Origin of the sequence: Xanthomonas sp. NCPPB 3005 (assembly GCF_041228095.2) — a bacterium.
In the GTDB taxonomy this organism is placed as follows: Bacteria; Pseudomonadota; Gammaproteobacteria; order Xanthomonadales; family Xanthomonadaceae; genus Xanthomonas_A; species Xanthomonas_A bonasiae.
Genome location: NZ_CP166096.2, coordinates 2044149 through 2061454, shown reverse-complemented (window position 1 = coordinate 2061454; position 17306 = coordinate 2044149). Strand labels below are relative to the sequence as shown.

Annotated in this window: 13 protein-coding genes; 5 read left to right on the top strand and 8 right to left on the bottom strand. The window is 69.4% G+C overall.

Translation table 11 applies throughout. The features are described 5' to 3' along the window. Window positions 1-17: 17 nt before the first annotated feature. Window positions 18-2261 carry a DNA topoisomerase IV subunit A gene (gene parC / locus AB8810_RS08815; protein WP_191825597.1) on the top strand — a complete coding sequence of 748 codons (2244 nt, stop codon included), beginning with the start codon at window positions 18-20 and terminating at the stop codon, window positions 2259-2261. Between the two features lie 140 nt (window positions 2262-2401). Here the strand turns inward: parC and bfr are convergent, their stop codons facing one another. After that, window positions 2402-2887: a bacterioferritin gene (gene bfr / locus AB8810_RS08810; protein ID WP_369916294.1), complete on the bottom strand. Its 486-nt coding sequence runs from the start codon at window positions 2885-2887 to the stop codon at window positions 2402-2404. Window positions 2888-3108: 221 nt separating this feature from the next. Here bfr and AB8810_RS08805 point away from each other — a divergent pair, with 221 nt between their 5' ends. The 3 genes from AB8810_RS08805 (at window position 3109) to AB8810_RS08795 (ending at window position 7931) form a co-directional block, all read left to right on the top strand. After that, window positions 3109-5487, top strand: coding sequence for a penicillin acylase family protein (locus AB8810_RS08805; protein WP_369916293.1), 2379 nt, complete (start codon window positions 3109-3111; stop codon window positions 5485-5487). A gap of 105 nt (window positions 5488-5592) precedes the next feature. Then, complete coding sequence (locus AB8810_RS08800; RefSeq protein ID WP_369916292.1) at window positions 5593-6633, top strand: right-handed parallel beta-helix repeat-containing protein; 1041 nt, start codon at window positions 5593-5595, stop codon at window positions 6631-6633. Window positions 6634-6854: 221 nt separating this feature from the next. Next, window positions 6855-7931: a diguanylate cyclase domain-containing protein gene (locus AB8810_RS08795; RefSeq protein ID WP_369916291.1), complete on the top strand. Its 1077-nt coding sequence runs from the start codon at window positions 6855-6857 to the stop codon at window positions 7929-7931. Window positions 7932-8036: 105 nt separating this feature from the next. Here the strand turns inward: AB8810_RS08795 and asnB are convergent, their stop codons facing one another. The 7 genes from asnB to map all read right to left on the bottom strand — a co-directional run bounded on the left by asnB (window position 8037) and on the right by map (window position 16564). After that, window positions 8037-9731 (bottom strand): asparagine synthase B, encoded by a 1695-nt coding sequence (gene asnB, locus AB8810_RS08790; protein ID WP_369916290.1) that lies wholly within the window; start codon window positions 9729-9731, stop codon window positions 8037-8039. Between the two features lie 297 nt (window positions 9732-10028). Continuing rightward, entirely contained in the window at window positions 10029-11156 is a 1128-nt protein-coding gene (gene dapE, locus AB8810_RS08785) for a succinyl-diaminopimelate desuccinylase (protein WP_369916289.1), read from the bottom strand. 157 nt (window positions 11157-11313) lie between these two features. Further along, entirely contained in the window at window positions 11314-11670 is a 357-nt protein-coding gene (locus AB8810_RS08780; protein ID WP_369916288.1) for an arsenate reductase, read from the bottom strand. 1 nt (window position 11671) lies between these two features. Then, window positions 11672-12142: a hypothetical protein gene (locus AB8810_RS08775; RefSeq protein WP_369916287.1), complete on the bottom strand. Its 471-nt coding sequence runs from the start codon at window positions 12140-12142 to the stop codon at window positions 11672-11674. Further along, window positions 12139-13152 carry a 2,3,4,5-tetrahydropyridine-2,6-dicarboxylate N-succinyltransferase gene (dapD, locus tag AB8810_RS08770; protein WP_369916286.1) on the bottom strand — a complete coding sequence of 338 codons (1014 nt, stop codon included), beginning with the start codon at window positions 13150-13152 and terminating at the stop codon, window positions 12139-12141. Before dapD ends, AB8810_RS08775 begins: the two co-directional genes overlap by 4 nt. Further along, a complete protein-coding gene (locus AB8810_RS08765) occupies window positions 13152-15758 on the bottom strand; it encodes a [protein-PII] uridylyltransferase (protein WP_369916648.1) in 2607 nt (868 codons plus the stop codon). Before AB8810_RS08765 ends, dapD begins: the two co-directional genes overlap by 1 nt. 29 nt (window positions 15759-15787) lie before the next feature. Beyond that, window positions 15788-16564, bottom strand: a complete 777-nt coding sequence (map, locus tag AB8810_RS08760; RefSeq protein WP_225209945.1) for a type I methionyl aminopeptidase — start codon at window positions 16562-16564, stop codon at window positions 15788-15790. Window positions 16565-16790: 226 nt separating this feature from the next. Here map and AB8810_RS08755 point away from each other — a divergent pair, with 226 nt between their 5' ends. Further along, the gene (locus AB8810_RS08755) at window positions 16791-17294 is read left to right on the top strand and encodes a spore coat U domain-containing protein (RefSeq protein WP_206230016.1); all 504 of its coding nucleotides are present in this window, start codon (window positions 16791-16793) and stop codon (window positions 17292-17294) included. The last annotated feature ends 12 nt before the right edge of the window (window positions 17295-17306 follow it).

The window sequence follows — 17306 nt, the reverse complement described above, 5'->3', positions numbered from 1 at the left end:
ATAGGTATTTCCTGCGCATGACCGATCTCGCCCGCCCCGCCTTCCATGGTTTCGAACAGCTGCCGCTGCGCGAATACGCCGAACGCGCCTATCTCGACTACTCCATGTACGTGGTGCTGGACCGCGCCCTGCCGTTCCTCGGCGACGGCCTGAAACCGGTGCAGCGGCGCATCATCTACGCGATGAGCGAGCTGGGCCTGAACGCCACGGCCAAGCCGAAGAAGTCCGCGCGCACCGTCGGCGACGTGATCGGCAAATACCACCCGCATGGCGACAGCGCCTGCTACGAGGCGCTGGTGCTGATGGCGCAGCCGTTCTCCTACCGCTACCCGCTGATCGAAGGCCAGGGCAACTTCGGCTCCACCGACGACCCGAAGTCGTTCGCGGCGATGCGCTACACCGAATCCAAGCTGACCCCGATCGCCGAAGTGCTGCTCGGCGAACTCGGCCAGGGCACGGTGGACTGGTCGCCGAATTTCGACGGCACCATGGACGAGCCGACCTGGATGCCGGCGCGGCTGCCGCACCTGCTGCTCAACGGCACCACCGGCATCGCCGTGGGCATGGCCACCGACGTGCCGCCGCACAACCTCAACGAGATCGTCAGCGCGCTGATCCGCCTGCTCGACGATCCCGACGCCAGCGTCGCCGACCTGTGCGAACACGTGCGCGGCCCGGACTACCCGACCACCGCCGAGATCATCACCCCGGCCGCCGACCTGCGCGCGATCTACGAGACCGGCCACGGCAGCGTGCGCGCGCGCGCCACGTTCCAGAAGGAACACGCCAACATCGTGGTCACCGCGCTGCCCTACCAGGTGTCGCCGTCGAAGGTGATCGAGCAGATCGCGCAGCAGATGCGCGCCAAGAAGCTGCCGTGGCTGGAAGACATCCGCGACGAATCCGACCACGCCAACCCGGTGCGGGTGGTGCTGGTGCCGCGCTCCAACCGGGTCGACGCCGAGCAGCTGATGGGCCACCTGTTCGCCACCACCGACCTGGAGCGCAGCTACCGGGTCAATCTCAACGTGATCGGCCTGGACGGCCGCCCGCAGGTCAAGAACCTCAAGACCCTGCTGGAGGAATGGCTGCGCTTCCGCAGCGACACCGTGGTGCGCCGGCTCAACCATCGCCTGGAGAAGGTCGAGCGCCGCCTGCACCTGTTGGAAGGCCTGCTGGTCGCGTTCCTCAACCTGGACGAAGTGATCCGCATCATCCGCAGCGAGGACGAGCCGAAGCCGGCGCTGATCGCGCGCTTCGCGCTCAGCGAGGAACAGGCCGACTACATCCTGGAAACCCGCCTGCGCCAGCTGGCGCGGCTGGAGGAGATGAAGATCCGCGGCGAGCAGGACGCGCTGGCCAAGGAGCGCGAACAGCTGCAGGCGGTGCTGGCCAGCAAGACCAAGCTGAAGAAGATGATCAAGGACGAACTGGTCGCCGACGCCAAGAAGTTCGGCGACGCGCGGCGCTCGCCGCTGGTGCAGCGCGGCGCGGCGCAGGCGATCGACGAGACCGAACTGGTGCCGAGCGAGCCGATGACCATCGTGATGTCGGAGAAGGGCTGGATCCGCGCGGCCAAGGGCCACGACGTGGACCCGGCCGGCCTGTCCTACCGCGACGGCGACAGCCTGCTGGCCGCGGTGCGCGGGCGCAGCACGCAGCAGGTGGCGTTCCTGGATTCGGAAGGCCGCGCCTACTCCACGTTGGCGCATTCGCTGCCGTCGGCGCGCGGCAACGGCGAGCCGCTGACCGGGCGTTTCTCGCCGGCCTCCGGCGCGTCGTTCCAGGCCATGGCCAGCGGCGAGAACGACAGCCGGCTGGTGCTGGCGTCCTCGCACGGCTATGGCTTCGTCACCCGCTTCGAGAACCTGACCAGCCGCAACAAGGCCGGCAAGGCGATGCTCAACCTGACCCCGAACGCCAAGGTGCTGACGCCGGCGTCGGTGAGCAACCTGGATACCGACCGCATCGTCGCGGTGACCAGCGCCGGCCATCTGCTGGCGTTCCCGATCGCCGACCTGCCCGAGCTGGACAAGGGCAAGGGCAACAAGATCATCGACATCCCCAAGGCCAAGCTCGGCACCGAGCGGGTGGTGGCGATCGCCGCGGTCGCGCCGGGCAACACGCTGCTGGTGAAGAGCGGCCAGCGCACCATGTCGCTGTCGTTCAAGGACCTGGACGCCTACCTGGGCGTGCGCGCCAGCCGCGGCGGACTGCTGCCGCGCGGGTGGCAGAAGGTGGACGATCTGGCGGTGGAGTGATTGAAGAGCCGGGATTGGGGATTGGGGATTCGCAACAGCGAATAGCGCAAAGCAAAATCGGCCCTTTTGGGCCGATTTTTTTGCCTCGCCATGCATCGGCGGTGAGCGGTAGGACTCTGCCGAGTCCCTAGTCCCGCAAGTTACTCCACCACCCCACCGCCACCGATCTTCGAGGTCTGGTACAGCGCCATGCCCAGGCGCTTGATCAGGCCCAGCTGCTGTTCCAGCCACCAGGCGTGGTCTTCTTCGGTGTCCTGCAGTTGCTTGAGCAGGATGTCGCGGCTGACGTAGTCGCCGTGCTCTTCGCACAGCTTCATGCCGGCGGCCAGGTTTGCGCGCACTTCGTATTCGACCTTCAGGTCTTTTTCCAGCATCTCCTCGACCGTGCGCCCGGGCTCGAACGCATGCGGACGCATATCCGGGTCGCCTTCCAGGAACAGGATGCGCCGCAGCAGCGCGTCGGCGTGCTCGGTCTCCTCTTCCATCTCGTGATTGATGCGCGCGTACAGGACCTGCAGGCCCTGGTCCTCGTAGCGCCGCGAGTGGATGAAATACTGATCGCGTGCGGCGAGTTCGCCGCGCAGCAGATCCTTGAGGCATTGCACAACTTCAGGATGTCCCTTCATGGGGCAGGCTCCGTAACGTCTAAGGTCGCCATAGTGCCCGAGCCGCGCGCACCGCGTTCCAATCGGAATCATTAGCATCCCGATTCCATCGGCGGCATCCGCGCCCGCCTGCGCGATCGAAGCTGACCCTGGCCCAACCGCACGCAACTGGCGGCCGCCGTGGCACAGGAACGACACGCAGTCGCGTCTAGAATCGGGCATTGGCCGGCGGAGATGCTTGGATGCGGAGCAAGTGGAAACGGGGACTGCTGTGGCTGGCGGCGCTGGTGATCGGGCTGCTGTTGACGACATGGCTGCTGCTGCGCGGCAGCCTGGCCACGCTCGACGGCCAGGTCGATCTGGACGGATTGGCGGCGCCGGTGCGGATCCAGCGCGACGCGCAGGGTACGGTCACCATCGACGCCGGCAACGAGGCCGATGCGATGCGTGCGCTCGGTTACGTGCATGCGCAGGAACGCTACTTCCAGATGGACCTGATGCGCCGCGCCGCGGCCGGCGAACTGTCGGACCTGGTCGGCAACGCCACGCTCGGGGTGGACAAGCAACGCCGCATGCACCGCCTGCGCGCGCACGCCGCCGCGCAACTGGCCAGCTTCGGCGGCAGCCATGCCGCGGCGCTGCAGGCCTACAGCGCCGGCGTCAATCGCGGCCTGCACGCGCTGCGGGTGCGGCCGTGGCCCTACCTGCTGCTGGTCAAGGCGCCGCGCGACTGGCAACCGGTGGACTCGGTACTGGCCGGCGACGCGATGTATTTCGATCTGCAAGGCCGCCAGCTCGGCCGCGAGCTGTCGCTGTACCGCCTGCAACAGCACTTGCCGGCGCCGCTGTTCGCGCTGCTGCGCCACGACGGCAGCAGTTGGGACGCGCCGCTGGATGCGCAGGCGCGCGGCGACGCCACGCTGCCCGACGCCAGCCAGGTCGATCTGCGCACCCTGCCCGACGCCCCGCGCGATGGCAGCACCGCGGACCATGCCGCACCGGGCAGCAACAACTGGGCGATTGCCGGCAGCCGCAGCGCCGACGGCCGCGCCATCGTCGCCAACGACATGCATCTGCAACTGGGCGCGCCCAGCCTGTGGTTCCGGGTGCGCCTGCGCTACGCCGACGCACAGGCGCCGGGCGGCCGCGTGGACGTCACCGGCTTTTCGCTGCCGGGCCTGCCGGCGGTGATCGTCGGCAGCAACGGCCATGTCGCCTGGGGCTTCACCAACAGCTACGCCGACACCAGCGACTGGTACCGGTTGACGCCGTGCGCGGCCACGCCGCAGCCCGGCTGCACCGCGGTCGTTCATCACCGCGAACGGATCAAGGTGGCCGGCGGCCTGGACGTCACGCTGGACGTGGAAGACACCGCGTACGGCCCGATCCTGCAGCACGAGCCGGACGGCACCGCGCTGGCGCAACGCTGGGTGGCGCAGTTGCCCGGCGCGCTGAACCTGGGCCTGGCCGACCTGGCCCGCGCCGATTCCCTCGCCAGCGCTTTCGCCAGCGCGCAGCACATCGCCACCCCGGCGCAGAACCTGGTGCTGGCCGACAGCGCCGGGCATATCGGCTGGCGCGTGCTCGGCGCGCTGCCGCTGCGCGGACCCAATTGCCGCAGCGACGCACTGGTCCATGACGTCAGCGCGGCAGTACCGGCAGCGCAGCGCTGCGCGCCCTGGCCGGTCTCCACTGCGCATTCGCCGCAGCGGATCGATCCTGCCGACGGGCAACTGTGGACCGCCAATGCGCGCGTCGTCGGCGGCGACGAATTGGCCATCCTCGGCGATGGCGGCTACGCGCTGGGCGCGCGCGCGCAGCAGATCCGCGACGACCTGCGCCTGCATCCGCAGCTGGACGAACGTCAACTGCTGTCGATCCAGCTCGACGATCGCGCGCTGCTGCTGCAACGCTGGTGGACCTTGCTGCAGCAACGCGACGGCGGCGCCGCCACCCCGGCGCTGCATGCGCTGGCGCAGGCCAGCAAGCATTGGGAAGGCCGCGCCAGCACCGATTCGGTGAGTTACCGGCTGGTGCGCGCCTGGCGCCTGGCGCTGCTGACCCGGATCCGCGACGGCCTGATCGCCCCGGCGCGTGCCGAACTCGGCGCCGACTACGCCATGCCGCCGCTGCCGCAGCTGGAAGCGGTGGCCTGGCCGATGCTGCAGCAGCAACCGGCGCACCTGCTGCCGCGCCGCTACGCCAGCTGGCAGGCCTTGCTGGAGGATGCCGCCGCCGAGGTCCGCGACCAACCCGACCAGGACGCGCCGTTGCCGCAGCGCCGTTGGGGCGAACAGAACACCGCCGCGATCTGCCATCCGCTGGCGCGCTCGCTGCCGGGAGTGCTGCGGCGGTGGCTGTGCATGCCGACCGAGGGCTTGCCCGGCGACAACGACATGCCGCGGGTGCAGCGTCCGGACTTCGGCGCGTCCGAGCGCATGGTGGTCGCGCCCGGCCACGAAGCCGACGGCATCGCGCACATGCCCGGCGGCCAGAGCGAGCATCCGCTGTCGCCGTTCTGGGGCGCCGGCCACGACGACTGGGTGCAGGGCCGCGCATCGCCGTTCCTGCCCGGCCCGGCCCGCTACACGCTGACATTACGGCCACCTGCGCGACAATGAGGCCCCTGTCGCGCTGATGCGCATCACGCGATCCGACCTGCCGCCGCGGCCAGCGCGCGGCGCCTGCGGTCCTCCCCTCCCTCCCCCAAGCGGAGCCTGTATCCGATGAATGCCCGTCCCCTGCTCGCCCTGTTGTTGCCGCTCGCCGCCTGCCTGTCGAGCGGCTGCGCCACGGCCGCCGCCCCCGCCTCTGCCGCCACCGACTGCAGCGTGCGCGCCGAGCCGGGCGACGACCTGCAGGCCGCGGTGGACCGCGTGCCCAACGACGGCAAGCCGGCCACGGTATGCCTGACCGCCGGCGATTTCCACGTGACCAAGCTGCTGTCGATCCAGCGCGACGGCCTGCGCCTGCGCGGCCAGGGCGACGCCACCGTGCTGCGCATGCAGGACGGCGTGCAGCAGCCGGTCATCGTGGTCGGCGACTACCAGAACGAACGCCCGCAGCGGCCGATCCGCGATGTCGTCGTCGAGCAGTTGCAGATCGTGGGCGGCAGCGCCGAGAAGGAATTCATGCCCGAGCGCCCGTACCTGAGCAACAGCCTGGTGGTGGTGCGCGCCGGCCAGAACATCCGCCTGTCCGGGCTGCGCGTGAGCAAGTGCCGCAGCGCCTGCCTGCTCAGCGAGTACGACAGCCGCGACCTGCTGATCGAGCGCAACGACGTGTCCGGCGCGATCTGGGACGGCGTGTCGTTCAACCGCACCGCCAAGGTCAAGCTGATCGACAACTACATCCACGACAACGTCGCCGCCGGCATCACCACCGAGCATCTGGAAGACAGCGAGATCCGCAACAACCGCCTGGAACGCAACGGCAGCCAGGGCGTGTACCTGGCCGATGCGCGGCGCAACCTGTTCGTCGGCAACCAGTTCACCGGCAACAAGGGCGCCGGCATCTACCTGGCCTGCTCGATCCGCCAGCGCACCCCGGAGATCCTGTGCTGGGACAACAGCATGAGCCAGGACAACACCTTCGAGAACAATATCTTCAAGGACAATCCCTACACCTACACGATCGGCGTGGACCGCGCCGCCAACTGCAGCGGCCCGGACTTCCGCCAGAACCTGTGGCGCAAGAACAACCAGGCCGACGCCTCCGGCGTGGACATCCAGCCGGAGCGCTACGGGCGCTGCATGCGCTTTGAGTGAGGCCGGGACTCGGGACCGGAAGAACGGAAGTCGGTAGAACCTCGGATCGCGGCAGCGCTTTTCCGAGTCCCGAGTCCCGAGTCCCGGGTCCCGGGTCCCGCTCCCCTCAAGCACATCCCGGCCAGGCCGATAACCGGGGATCGATCCTGGGCAATCGAGGCACCGCACCGTGGGCATCGTCCACGCCAAGACCCGACAGCCGCAGGTCTTGAAGGGCATAGATGACGTACCAGACCCACATCCGCCAGGTGCTGGCGCCTTCCATCATGGCGGTGCAGTGGCTGACCATCGTGGTGTGGCTGGCGACCCTGCTGCTCAATCCGCACCTGCAGCGGCCACTGGACTACGCCTATGCGCTGGCTTTCGCCGCCCTGGTCGGCACGGCAGCGAGTTCGGCGCTGGCCGGGCGGTTCTGGCAATGGCGCTTGAGCGGTGCGCTGTACGTGCTGGCGCTGGCCGCGGCCTACCGGCTCGAACTGCACGGCATGGGGCGGCACGGCGACTTCTGGCTGCTGCCGGTGTCGGTCACGCTGTGCCTGGGCGTCAACCTGCTGTTCCTGTTCTCGCGCGACTACCTGCTGGTGCTGGCCTGCACCTGGTCGATCATGCTGGTGGCGCATCCGGCGCCGGTCCCGGCCAGGTCCGACCTTCCGTTGCTCGCGCTGCTGGTCGTGGCGGTGTCGTTGATCGGCTTCGCGCTCAACCGCATGTTCGTGCGCAGCATGCGCACCACCTTCGCGCTGCAGGAAGACTACCGGCGCATCTCCGAAACCGATGCGCTGACCGGGCTGGCCAACCGGCGCGCGCTGACCGAGCAGCTACAGACCCTGGCCGCCGCACACGGCGAGCGCGCATTGCATTTCGCGATGCTGGACATCGACGACTTCAAGCAGGTCAACGACACCCACGGCCACGATGTCGGCGATGCGGTGCTGCTGGCCCTGGCCGCGGAACTGGCGCGACTGGGTGACGGCTGCCGGGTCGGCCGGCTCGGCGGCGAGGAGTTCGGCATCCTGTTCGAACGCATGAGCGATGCGCAGGTCGGCGAGTTGCTGCATCGGTTGTTGGACCGTGTCTGCACGCTGCGGGTGAACGACGTGGCGTTCGCGTTCAGCGCCGGGGTCGCGCGGCTGCACCCCGGCGGCACGGTGTCGGACCTGCTCAAGCGTGCGGACCGCGCGCTGTACGCGGCCAAGCGCGAAGGCAAGGGCCGCATCCGCATCGAAGCCGGCGTCGGCGCGGCGCCCGCGGACCGCGCCAACGAACACGGCGGCCCGCTGCCGCAGCCATCGGAGTGAGCCGCGGCCGCTGCGCAGGCGCCCGCACGATCGCGGCAATCGCCGTACTGCCAAGCATCGCCGCTGCCCCGTAGCGCCGGCACGTCGCCGGCGCTACGCGCGGGTTCACGCCCCCAGCGCCTGCTCGTGCACTCCGGCCACCGCGCGGCCGGACGGATCGGCCATCGTCGCGAAGCTCGCATCCCAGGCGATCGCCGCCGGCGAGGAACAGGCGATCGACTTGCCGCCGGGCACGGTCTCGGCCGCGGCCGGCGTGGGGAACGCGCGCTCGAACAGCGTGCGGTAGTAATAGGCTTCCTTGGTCTGCGGCGGGTTGACCGGGAAGCGCTTGTCGGCCGCAGCCAGTTCGCGGTCGCTGACCTGCGCTTCGGCGTGCGCCTTGAGCCCGTCGATCCAGCCGTAGCCGACGCCGTCGCTGAACTGCTCCTTCTGCCGCCACAGGATCGAATCGGGCAGGTAGCCTTCGAAGGCCTCGCGCAGCACGCCTTTTTCCATGCGGATCGCGCCGCTGCTGGTCTTGTCGATCATCTTGTACTGCGCGTCCATGCGCATCGCCACGTCCAGGAACTCCACGTCCAGGAACGGCACGCGCGGCTCCACGCCCCAGGCCATCATCGACTTGTTGGCGCGCAGGCAGTCGTAGTTGTACAGCGCGTCGAGCTTGCGAATCAGCTCCTCGTGGAACTCGCGCGCGTTCGGCGCCTTGTGGAAGTACAGGTAGCCGCCGAAGATCTCGTCGCTGCCCTCGCCGGACAGCACCATCTTCACCCCCATCGCCTTGATCCGCCGCGCCAGCAGGAACATCGGCGTGGACGCGCGGATGGTGGTGACGTCGTAGGTCTCGATGTGCCGGATCACTTCCGGCAGCGCGTCCAGGCCTTCCTCGAAGGTGTATTCGAAGCCGTGGTGCACGGTGCCCAGCGACTCGCCGGCGATCGCCGCGGCGGCCAGGTCGGGCGAGCCCTTCAGGCCGATCGCGAACGAATGCAGGCGCGGCCACCAGGCCTCGGCCTCGTCGTTGTCCTCGATGCGCTTGCGCGCGAACCGCGCCGCCACCGCCGCGACCAGCGACGAATCCAGCCCGCCGGACAGCAGCACGCCGTACGGCACGTCGGTCATCAGCTGGCGGTGCACGGCGCGCTCGAACGCCTCGCGCAGTTCCTGCTTGCCGACCTGTACGCCCTGCACGGCGTCGTAGTCGCGCCACGGCTTGCGGTAGTACTGGTGCAGTTCGCCGCTGGCGCTGTCGTAGTAATGGCCGGGCGGGAACTGAGCGACGTCGGCGCAACTGTCGGCCAGCGACTTCATTTCCGAGGCCACGCGCAGCCGGCCCTGGGTATCGTGGCCCCAGTACAGCGGGCACACGCCCATCGGATCGCGCGCGATCAGCACGCGGCCGGCGGCCTTGTCCCACAGCGCGAAGGCGAAGATGCCGTTGAGCCGGTTGAGCAGCGCCGCCGGCGCGTCCTCGCGGTACAGCGCGTTGATCACCTCGCAGTCCGAGCCGGTCTGGAACGCGTACGGCTGGGCCAGCTGCTTCTTCAGTTCGCGGTGGTTGTAGATCTCGCCGTTGACCGCCAGCGCCAGCTGCCCGTCTTCGGAGAGCAACGGCTGCGAGCCGCCGGCCGGATCGACGATGGCCAGGCGCTCATGCACCAGGATCGCGCCGTCGTCGACATACACGCCGCTCCAGTCCGGACCGCGATGGCGCTGCCGCTGCGAGCAGTCCAGCGCCTGCCGGCGCAGCGCCTGCAGGTCGTCGCCCGGTTGCAGGCCGAAGATGCCGAAGATCGAACACATGGAAAAGCTCCTGGATGGTGTGTGGGGGTAACAGGTGGTTGCGGCGATGGTCTGCAGCGGTTGCCGGCCGGCACCGCGCTGCGGCGAAAAATCTCACACATAAAAAAACCCGCATCGGCCGATGCGGGTTTTCTGGATACTGGGCGTGGTGTTTCGGTAGCGCCTAGTCGCAGACCCGCATCGGCCGCGCACGATTATTCGCCAGCGCATTATTGCGGCCGTTGGCGTGGATCGGGCGGAGGGCGGACAGCGAGGTCATGCGGCGAACGTAACCCGGCTAGCGCAACGGCGCAACTGTTACGACAGCAACCGTTCGATCAGGCGCAGGTACAGCGCCGGCAGCGCCTCCAGGTCGGCGACGCGCACATGCTCGTCCACCTGGTGGATGCTGGCATTGACCGGACCGACCTCGATGCATTGCGCGCCCAGCGGCGCGATGAAGCGCGCATCGGAGGTGCCGCCGCCGGTGCTCTCTTCCGGCGCCGCGCCGGCGAAGTCGCCCAGCACTTCGCGCGCGACGCTGCGCAGGCGCCCTTCCGGGGTGTAGAACGGCTCGCCGCTGCGGTGCCAGCGCAGCGTGTAGTCCAGGCCGTGGCGGTCGAGCAGCGCGGCGATCTCCGCTTCCAGTCGCGGCGCGTCCCAGTGCGGGTTGTAGCGCAGGTTGAAGGCCACCTGCAGCTCGCCGGGGATCACGTTGTTGGCGCCGGTGCCGGCATGCACGTTGGAGATCTGCAGGCTGGTCGGCGGGAAGCTCTCGTAGCCGTCGTCCCAATGCCGCGCGACCAGCTCGGCCAGCGCCGGTGCGGCCAGGTGAATCGGATTGCGCGCCTTGTGCGGATAGGCCACATGGCCCTGCACGCCCTGCACCGCAAGCGTGGCGGACAGGCTGCCGCGGCGGCCGACGCGCAGCAGGTCGCCGAGCCGTTCGGTGGAGGACGGTTCGCCGGTGATGCACCAGTCGATGCGCTCGCCGCGCGCGCGGAAGGTCTCGGCGACCTTGCGCACGCCATCCAGCGCGTCGCCTTCCTCGTCGGAGGTCAGCAGCAACGCCAGCGTGCCGGGGTGCTGCGGATGCGCAGCGACGAACCGTTCGGCGGCGACCACGAACGCGGCCACCCCGCTCTTCATGTCGGCGGCGCCGCGTCCGTACAGCACGCCGTCGCGGATCTGCGGTACGAACGGATCGCTGGCCCAGGCCTCGCGCGGCCCCGGCGGCACCACGTCGGTATGGCCGAGCAGCGCCAGCACCGGCGCGCCGCTGCCGTGCGTGGCCCACAGGTTGTCGACCTGGCCGAAACGCAGCCGTTCGATGGCGAAGCCGGCACGCGCCAGCCGCTGCGCGATCAGGTCCTGGCAGCCGGCGTCGTCGGGCGTGACCGACGGGCGGGCGATCAGGTCGCAGGTGAGGTCAACGACGTCGGTCATGGCGAGGAATCACTGTAGGAGCGGCTTCAGCCGCGACAAGATGCAAGAGTGTCACGCACGCCATCCATTGCGAACGATCCAGGTCCGATGGGGTTCTGACGTCATGGTCGCGGCTGAAGCCGCTCCTGCAGGGAGCGCAACTGCGCGCGACCGACGCTCAGCCCACGCCGAAGCGCTGCTTGAAGCCGTTGTCCGAGAATCCCTGGCTGAGCTGGCCGTCGTCGGTGACCACCAGCGGCCGCCGGATCAGTTGCGGGTATTCGCGCAGCAGCAGCTTCCATTCGGCTTCGGACCCCGGCGTTTTCTTGTTGTCCGGCAGCTGCCGCCAGGTGGTCGAGGACTTGTTGATCAGCGCATCGAAGCCGCCGGCCTTGCCGGCCCACTCGACCAGGGTCTCCGGGCTCGGCTTGTGTTCGCGGTAATCGACAAACGCATAGGCTACGCCGAAGCGGTCCAGCCACTTGCTCGCCTTCTTGCAGGTGTCGCAGTTCTTCAGTCCGTACAGCGTGGTCATGTCATGGAGTTCCTGTGGTTGCGCGGCGCGCATCGGCGCGCGCCATCAGGCCTGCGGCAAGCAGTTCGGGCGCCTGCCCGCGGGCAGGCAAGAAAATCACCGGGGCGTTGGCGGCCCGCACCCGCAGCGCCAGGCGCACCGGCAGAATCAGCCAGGCCGGCTCGACCGCGCGCAGCTCGCGCAGGTCGATGCGCTGCCGCTGCCCCTGGCGCTCGACCAGCAAGGCATCGCCGGCGTCGTAGACCTGGGCCCAGCGCGCCGGTTGCCGCAGCCAACGCAGGGCCATCGCCACCACCAGCGCCGGCACGATCCAATGCCACGGCCCGCCGGTCGGAACCGTAGGGTCGCGGGTCAGCACGCCGACCGTGTAGAGCACGACCCAGCCCAGCCAGAACGCCGGGATGCCCCACCTCACCCAGCGCGACGCGGCCCGGGAGAGGATGCCGTCGCGCGCGCCCGGTTGCGTGCTCAATCGGCCAGGCCGCGCAGCAGGTCGTTGACACTGGTCTTGCTGCGGGTCTTGGCATCGACCTGCTTGACGATCACCGCGCAGTACAGCGAGTGCGAGCCGTCCTTGGACGGCAGCTGGCCGGACACCACCACGCTGTACGGCGGCACGTAGCCGTAGGAGACCTCGCCGGTGGCACGGTTGTAGATGCGCGTGCTCTGGCCGATGAACACGCCCATGCCGATCACGCTGTGGTGGCCGACCACCACGCCTTCCACCACTTCCGAACGCGCGCCGATGAAGCAGTGGTCCTCGATGATGGTCGGGCTGGCCTGCAGCGGCTCGAGCACGCCGCCGATGCCGGCGCCGCCGGACAGGTGGCAATGCTTGCCGATCTGCGCGCACGATCCCACCGTGGCCCAGGTATCGACCATGGTGCCTTCGCCCACGTGCGCGCCGATGTTGGTGAAGCTCGGCATCAGCACCACGTCCTTGCCGAAGTAGCTGCCGCGGCGCGCGATCGCGCCCGGCACCACGCGCACGCCGGCCTTGCGGAACTCGGCCTCGTGGTAACCGGCGAAGCGCGACTCCACCTTGTCCCAGAACGGCGCCGGCTGCGCCTCGACCACGGCCATCTCGTTGACCCGGAAATACAGCAGCACCGCTTTCTTCAGCCACTCGTTGACCTTCCAGCCGCCGTGCCCGTCGGGCTCGGCGACGCGGAACTCGCCGCTTTCCAGGCCATCGATGACGCGGTTGACCACCGGCCGGGTCGAGCCTTCGATCTCGTCCAGGGTCAGGGCGGCACGGCGCTCGAAGGCGCTGTCGATGGTGAACTTCAGTTCGTCGGCGCTGGGGCCGGCAGCCGGCTTGGAACGCACCGGCTTGGCCGGAGATTTCGGCGCGGCCACCGGCTTGGCGGCGGCGCCGGGGGTGGCGGGCTTCCTGGCCGCGGCCTTCTTCGCGGCGGTCTTGCTGGCGGCGGCGGTCTTGGCAGCAGGCTTGTTGGCGGCGGCAGGCTTCTTGGTGGCCATTAGCGGGATTCTCCAGGCGGGGTATCGGGGTCCAGACAGGCCTGCAGTGCGGCGTGCAGCGCCTGGCGGGAGGAATCGGGCAACGGCAGGTTGTGCTCGTCGGTGATCTGGAACACGTCCTCGGCGCGCTCGCCGAAGGTGGCGATGCGCGCGTCGTGCACGCGCAGCTGCTGGCGGCGCAGCACCTGCGCCACGTTCGACAGCAGCCCGGGCCGGTCCGGCGCGACCAGGCTCAGGCGGGTGCGGCGGCCGTCCACGCTCTCGCGGAATTCGATGCGCGGGGCGAAGCGGAAATGCCGCAGCTGGCGCGGCACCACGCGCCGCGCCGGACGCAGCCGGGTCAGGTCGCCGGACAGCGCCTCGCGCAGCGCCGCTTCCAGTTGCGCGGTGTCGCCGCTGGCGAAGGCATCGGCCGGCATCACCTCGAAGGTATCGAAGATCGCCTCGTGCGGCGCGTCGAGCACGCGTGCGCGGTGGATGCCGTAGCCGAGCCGGTCCAGGGTCATCACGATCGCGGCGAACAGGCCGTCGCGGTCGGGCGAATAGACGAACACTTCCAGCGCGTCGTCGTCCGGGGTGACCGGGCGCACCTTGACCAGGGTGCCGCCCAGTTCCACTTCCATCAGCGAGCTCGCCTGCCAGGCCAGCTGTTCGGGGCGGAAGCGCAGGAAGCTCTCGTCCGGCATGCCGGCGAACTGGCGGTCGATGACCGCGTCGTCATGGCCCTGGATGTGCATCAGCGCGCGGGTCGCCTCGCGCGCCTCCTGCACCCGCTCGGCGAACGGGCGCGGATGCTCCAGACCATCGCGCAGCGCGCGCCGCGCGGCGAAATACAGGTCGGCCAGCAGCCGGTCCTTCCACGCGTTCCACAGCTTGGGGCTGGTGCCGGCGATGTCGGCGCAGGTCAGCAGGTACAGATAGTCCAGGCGCTCGCGGTCGCCGACCAGGGTGGCGAAGCGGTGGATCACGTCCGCATCGGAGATGTCCTGCTTCTGCGCGGTCACCGACATGCGCAGGTGCTGCTCGACCAGCCACACCACCAGGTCGGTATCGGCCGCACTGAGTCCGTGGCCGGCGCAGAACGCGCGCGCATCCACCGCGCCGAGTTCGGAATGGTCGCCGCCGCGACCCTTGGCGATGTCGTGGAACAGCCCGGCCAGCAGCAGCAGCTCCGGCTTGCGCAGCCGCGGCCACACCTCGTGCGCGATCGAGAAACGGTCGTCGGCGCGGGCGCTGGCGAACACCGCGATGTTCTTCAGCACCATCAGCGTGTGCTGGTCCACCGTGTACACATGGAACAGGTCGAACTGCATACGCCCGGAGACCTGCGCGAACGCCGGGATCCATTGCCCGAGCACGCCCAGCCGCGCCATCCGGGTCAGCGTCTGCACCGCGCGCGGGCCGCGCAGCAGCGCCAGGAACCGCTCGCGCGCCAGCGCGCTGGCGCTGCCGTAGGCGGGCAACTGCGGCAGCGCTTCGGCCAGCGCGCGCGCGGTCAGCGAATGCAGGCCGCGCACCTCGCCATGCGCGGCCCAGATCGCGAACAGCGCGAACACCTGCACCGGATCGGCCTGCGGCCAGGTCTCGGCATCGGCGGCCAGGTAGCCGCGGCGCAGCGAGAAGCCGGCGCCCAGCGGCTGCGGCTGCGCCTCGCCGTCGAACTGTTCCTCGAAGCGCTGCAGCAGGCGGTCGCTGAGCCGGCGCACGATCGCCGCGCTGCGGTAGAAGCGCTGCATCATCTTCTCCACGCCCAGGCTCTCGGCGTCGTCGGAGAAGCCCAGCCGCTGCGCCAGAGTCTTCTGGTAGTCGAAGCGCAGGCGCTCCTCCGGGCGGTTGGCGACCAGGTGCAGCCCGTAGCGCAAGCGCGCCAGCTCGCGGCGCTCGCGGCGCAGCGCCGCGGCCTCGTCGCTGCCGACGTGGCCGAGTCCGACCAGCGCCTCCAGGTCGCGCACGCCGAATGCGCGCAGCGCCATCCAGCCCAGCGTGTGCAGGTCGCGCAGGCCGCCCGGGCCGTCCTTGATGTCCGGCTCCAGGTTGTCGGCGGTGTCGCCGAAACGCTGGTGGCGGGTCTGCAGTTCCTCGCGCTTGGCCAGGAAGAACGCGCGCGGCGTCCACACCTGCTGCGGCGCGATCGCCGCGGCCAGCGCCGCCCGCGCGGCCGCATCGGCGAGCAGCGGGCGCGCCTCGATCAGCGCGGTCAGCACGGTCTGGTCGGCGCAGGCGGTGGTGCATTGCGCGGCCGAGCGCACCGCATGGCTGACCGGCACGCCGGCATCCCAGAGCAGCGCGAACAGCCGCGCCAGCGCCTGCTCGTGGGCGCGCTGGCGCTCGGGTTCGCCGAACACCAGCAGGTCGATGTCCGAGCGCGGAAACAGCTCGCCGCGGCCGTAGCCGCCGACCGCGTACAGTGCCAGCCCGGCATCGCGCGGCAGGCAGCGGTTCCAGGCATGCTTGATCAGTTGGTCCAGCGCGCGCGCGCGCAGCGCCAGCAGGCGGTCGATGTCGTCGCCCTGGTCGAAGCGCTTGCACAGCCGCGCGTCGGCCTGGCCCAGCAGTTGCCGGGCCGCCGCGGCCCACTCGGCATCGTCGGCGGCCGCGTCGGGCATGCCGGCATCGGTACCGGCCGGCAACAGGCTCACGGCTCGCCGAGGCCGCCGGGCGACAGGGTCAGCACTTCCACGCCGTCCTCGGTGACCGCGATCATGTGCTCCCACTGCGCCGACAGCTTGCGGTCCTTGGTCACCACGGTCCAGCCGTCCGGCAGCACGCGGGTATGACGCGCGCCTTCGTTGATCATCGGCTCGATGGTGAAGGTCATGCCCTGCTTCAGCACCAGGCCTTCGCCGGGGCGGCCGTAATGCAGCACCTGCGGCTCGTCGTGGTAGACCTTGCCGATGCCGTGGCCGCAGTACTCGCGCACCACGCTGAAACGCTCGCCTTCGGCGTACTGCTGGATCGCGTGGCCGACGTCGCCGAGCGTGGCGCCCGGGCGCACCGCGCGGATGCCGCGCCACATCGCCTCGTAGGTGGCCTCGACCAGCCGCCGCGCCATCACCGACGGGGTGCCGACGTAGTACATGCGGCTGGTGTCGCCATGCCAGCCGTCCTTGATCACGGTGACATCGATATTGACGATGTCGCCGTCCTTCAGGACCTTGCTGTCGCTGGGAATGCCGTGGCAGATCACGTTGTTCACCGAGCTGCATACCGTCTTCGGGTAGCCGCGGTAGCCGACGTTGGCCGGCACCGCCTGCTGCACGTTGACGATGTGGTCGTGGCAGATGCGGTCCAGCTCGGCCGTGGTGACACCGGGCTTCACATGCGGCCCGATAATGTCGAGCACTTCGGCGGCCAGGCGGCCGGCGATGCGCATCTTCTCGATGTCCTGGGGAGTTTTCAGATTGACGGTCATACCCGCCATTATCGCTCATTCGGGGCTTTCCTGAACGCGCCCGTGCGTACTGCCGGTTTTTCGGCACCGGGCTGCCGCCCCACCGTCTTCACAAACTTCAACCCGCGAAATCGGGGTTGTCATCAAAACCGAAAACTAGATGCACATCCAGAAATATGTGCACTGGCCCACACTTTGCATTGGCTCGGGCACCGACGGACTCCGTCATTCCGAAGAGCCTCACCTCATGCAAGCATTCCACCGTGCACTCGCCGTCACCGCCTTGCTGGCCGCCGGGACCGGCGTGGCTTACGCCCAGACCGACTCGCGCACCTTCAACGTCAAGATCCAGATCACCAGCGTCTGCGACATCCAGACCGCCCCGACCGACGTCGATTTCGGCAGCGTCAACTCCACCCAGACCTCGATCAACAGCACCGGTACCTTGAACGTGCGCTGCACCTCGGGCACCCCGTACAACATCGCGCTCAACGCCGGCAGCGGCTCCGGCGCGACGGTGACCTCGCGCACCATGGGCAGCGCCGATGCGGGCAATACCGCACGCGTGCCGTACGCCCTGTACCGCAACTCGGCGCGTACCCAGAACTGGGGTTCGACCATCGGCAGCGACACCCAGGCCGGCACCGGCAATGGCGCGGTGCAACCGCTCGTCGTCTATGGCCAGGTCGCCAGCACCAACTACCCCGCCGGCGCGTACAGCGACGTCGTCACCGCCACCGTCACCTGGTAACCGGAGCGCTCC

Bases quoted from the DNA above. Each gene is read 5' to 3' on its own strand.
- AB8810_RS08780 (WP_369916288.1), bottom strand. From the start codon at position 11,670: ATGACCACGCTGTACGGACTGAAGAACTGCGACACCTGCAAGAAGGCG.
- bfr (WP_369916294.1), bottom strand. From the start codon at position 2,887: ATGAAGGGACATCCTGAAGTTGTGCAATGCCTCAAGGATCTGCTGCGC.
- dapE (WP_369916289.1), bottom strand. From the start codon at position 11,156: ATGACCGACGTCGTTGACCTCACCTGCGACCTGATCGCCCGCCCGTCG.
- map (WP_225209945.1), bottom strand. From the start codon at position 16,564: ATGACCGTCAATCTGAAAACTCCCCAGGACATCGAGAAGATGCGCATC.
- dapD (WP_369916286.1), bottom strand. From the start codon at position 13,152: ATGGCCACCAAGAAGCCTGCCGCCGCCAACAAGCCTGCTGCCAAGACC.
- AB8810_RS08755 (WP_206230016.1), top strand. From the start codon at position 16,791: ATGCAAGCATTCCACCGTGCACTCGCCGTCACCGCCTTGCTGGCCGCC.
- AB8810_RS08795 (WP_369916291.1), top strand. From the start codon at position 6,855: ATGACGTACCAGACCCACATCCGCCAGGTGCTGGCGCCTTCCATCATG.
- asnB (WP_369916290.1), bottom strand. From the start codon at position 9,731: ATGTGTTCGATCTTCGGCATCTTCGGCCTGCAACCGGGCGACGACCTG.
- parC (WP_191825597.1), top strand. From the start codon at position 18: ATGACCGATCTCGCCCGCCCCGCCTTCCATGGTTTCGAACAGCTGCCG.
- AB8810_RS08800 (WP_369916292.1), top strand. From the start codon at position 5,593: ATGAATGCCCGTCCCCTGCTCGCCCTGTTGTTGCCGCTCGCCGCCTGC.
- AB8810_RS08805 (WP_369916293.1), top strand. From the start codon at position 3,109: ATGCGGAGCAAGTGGAAACGGGGACTGCTGTGGCTGGCGGCGCTGGTG.
- AB8810_RS08765 (WP_369916648.1), bottom strand. From the start codon at position 15,758: ATGCCCGACGCGGCCGCCGACGATGCCGAGTGGGCCGCGGCGGCCCGG.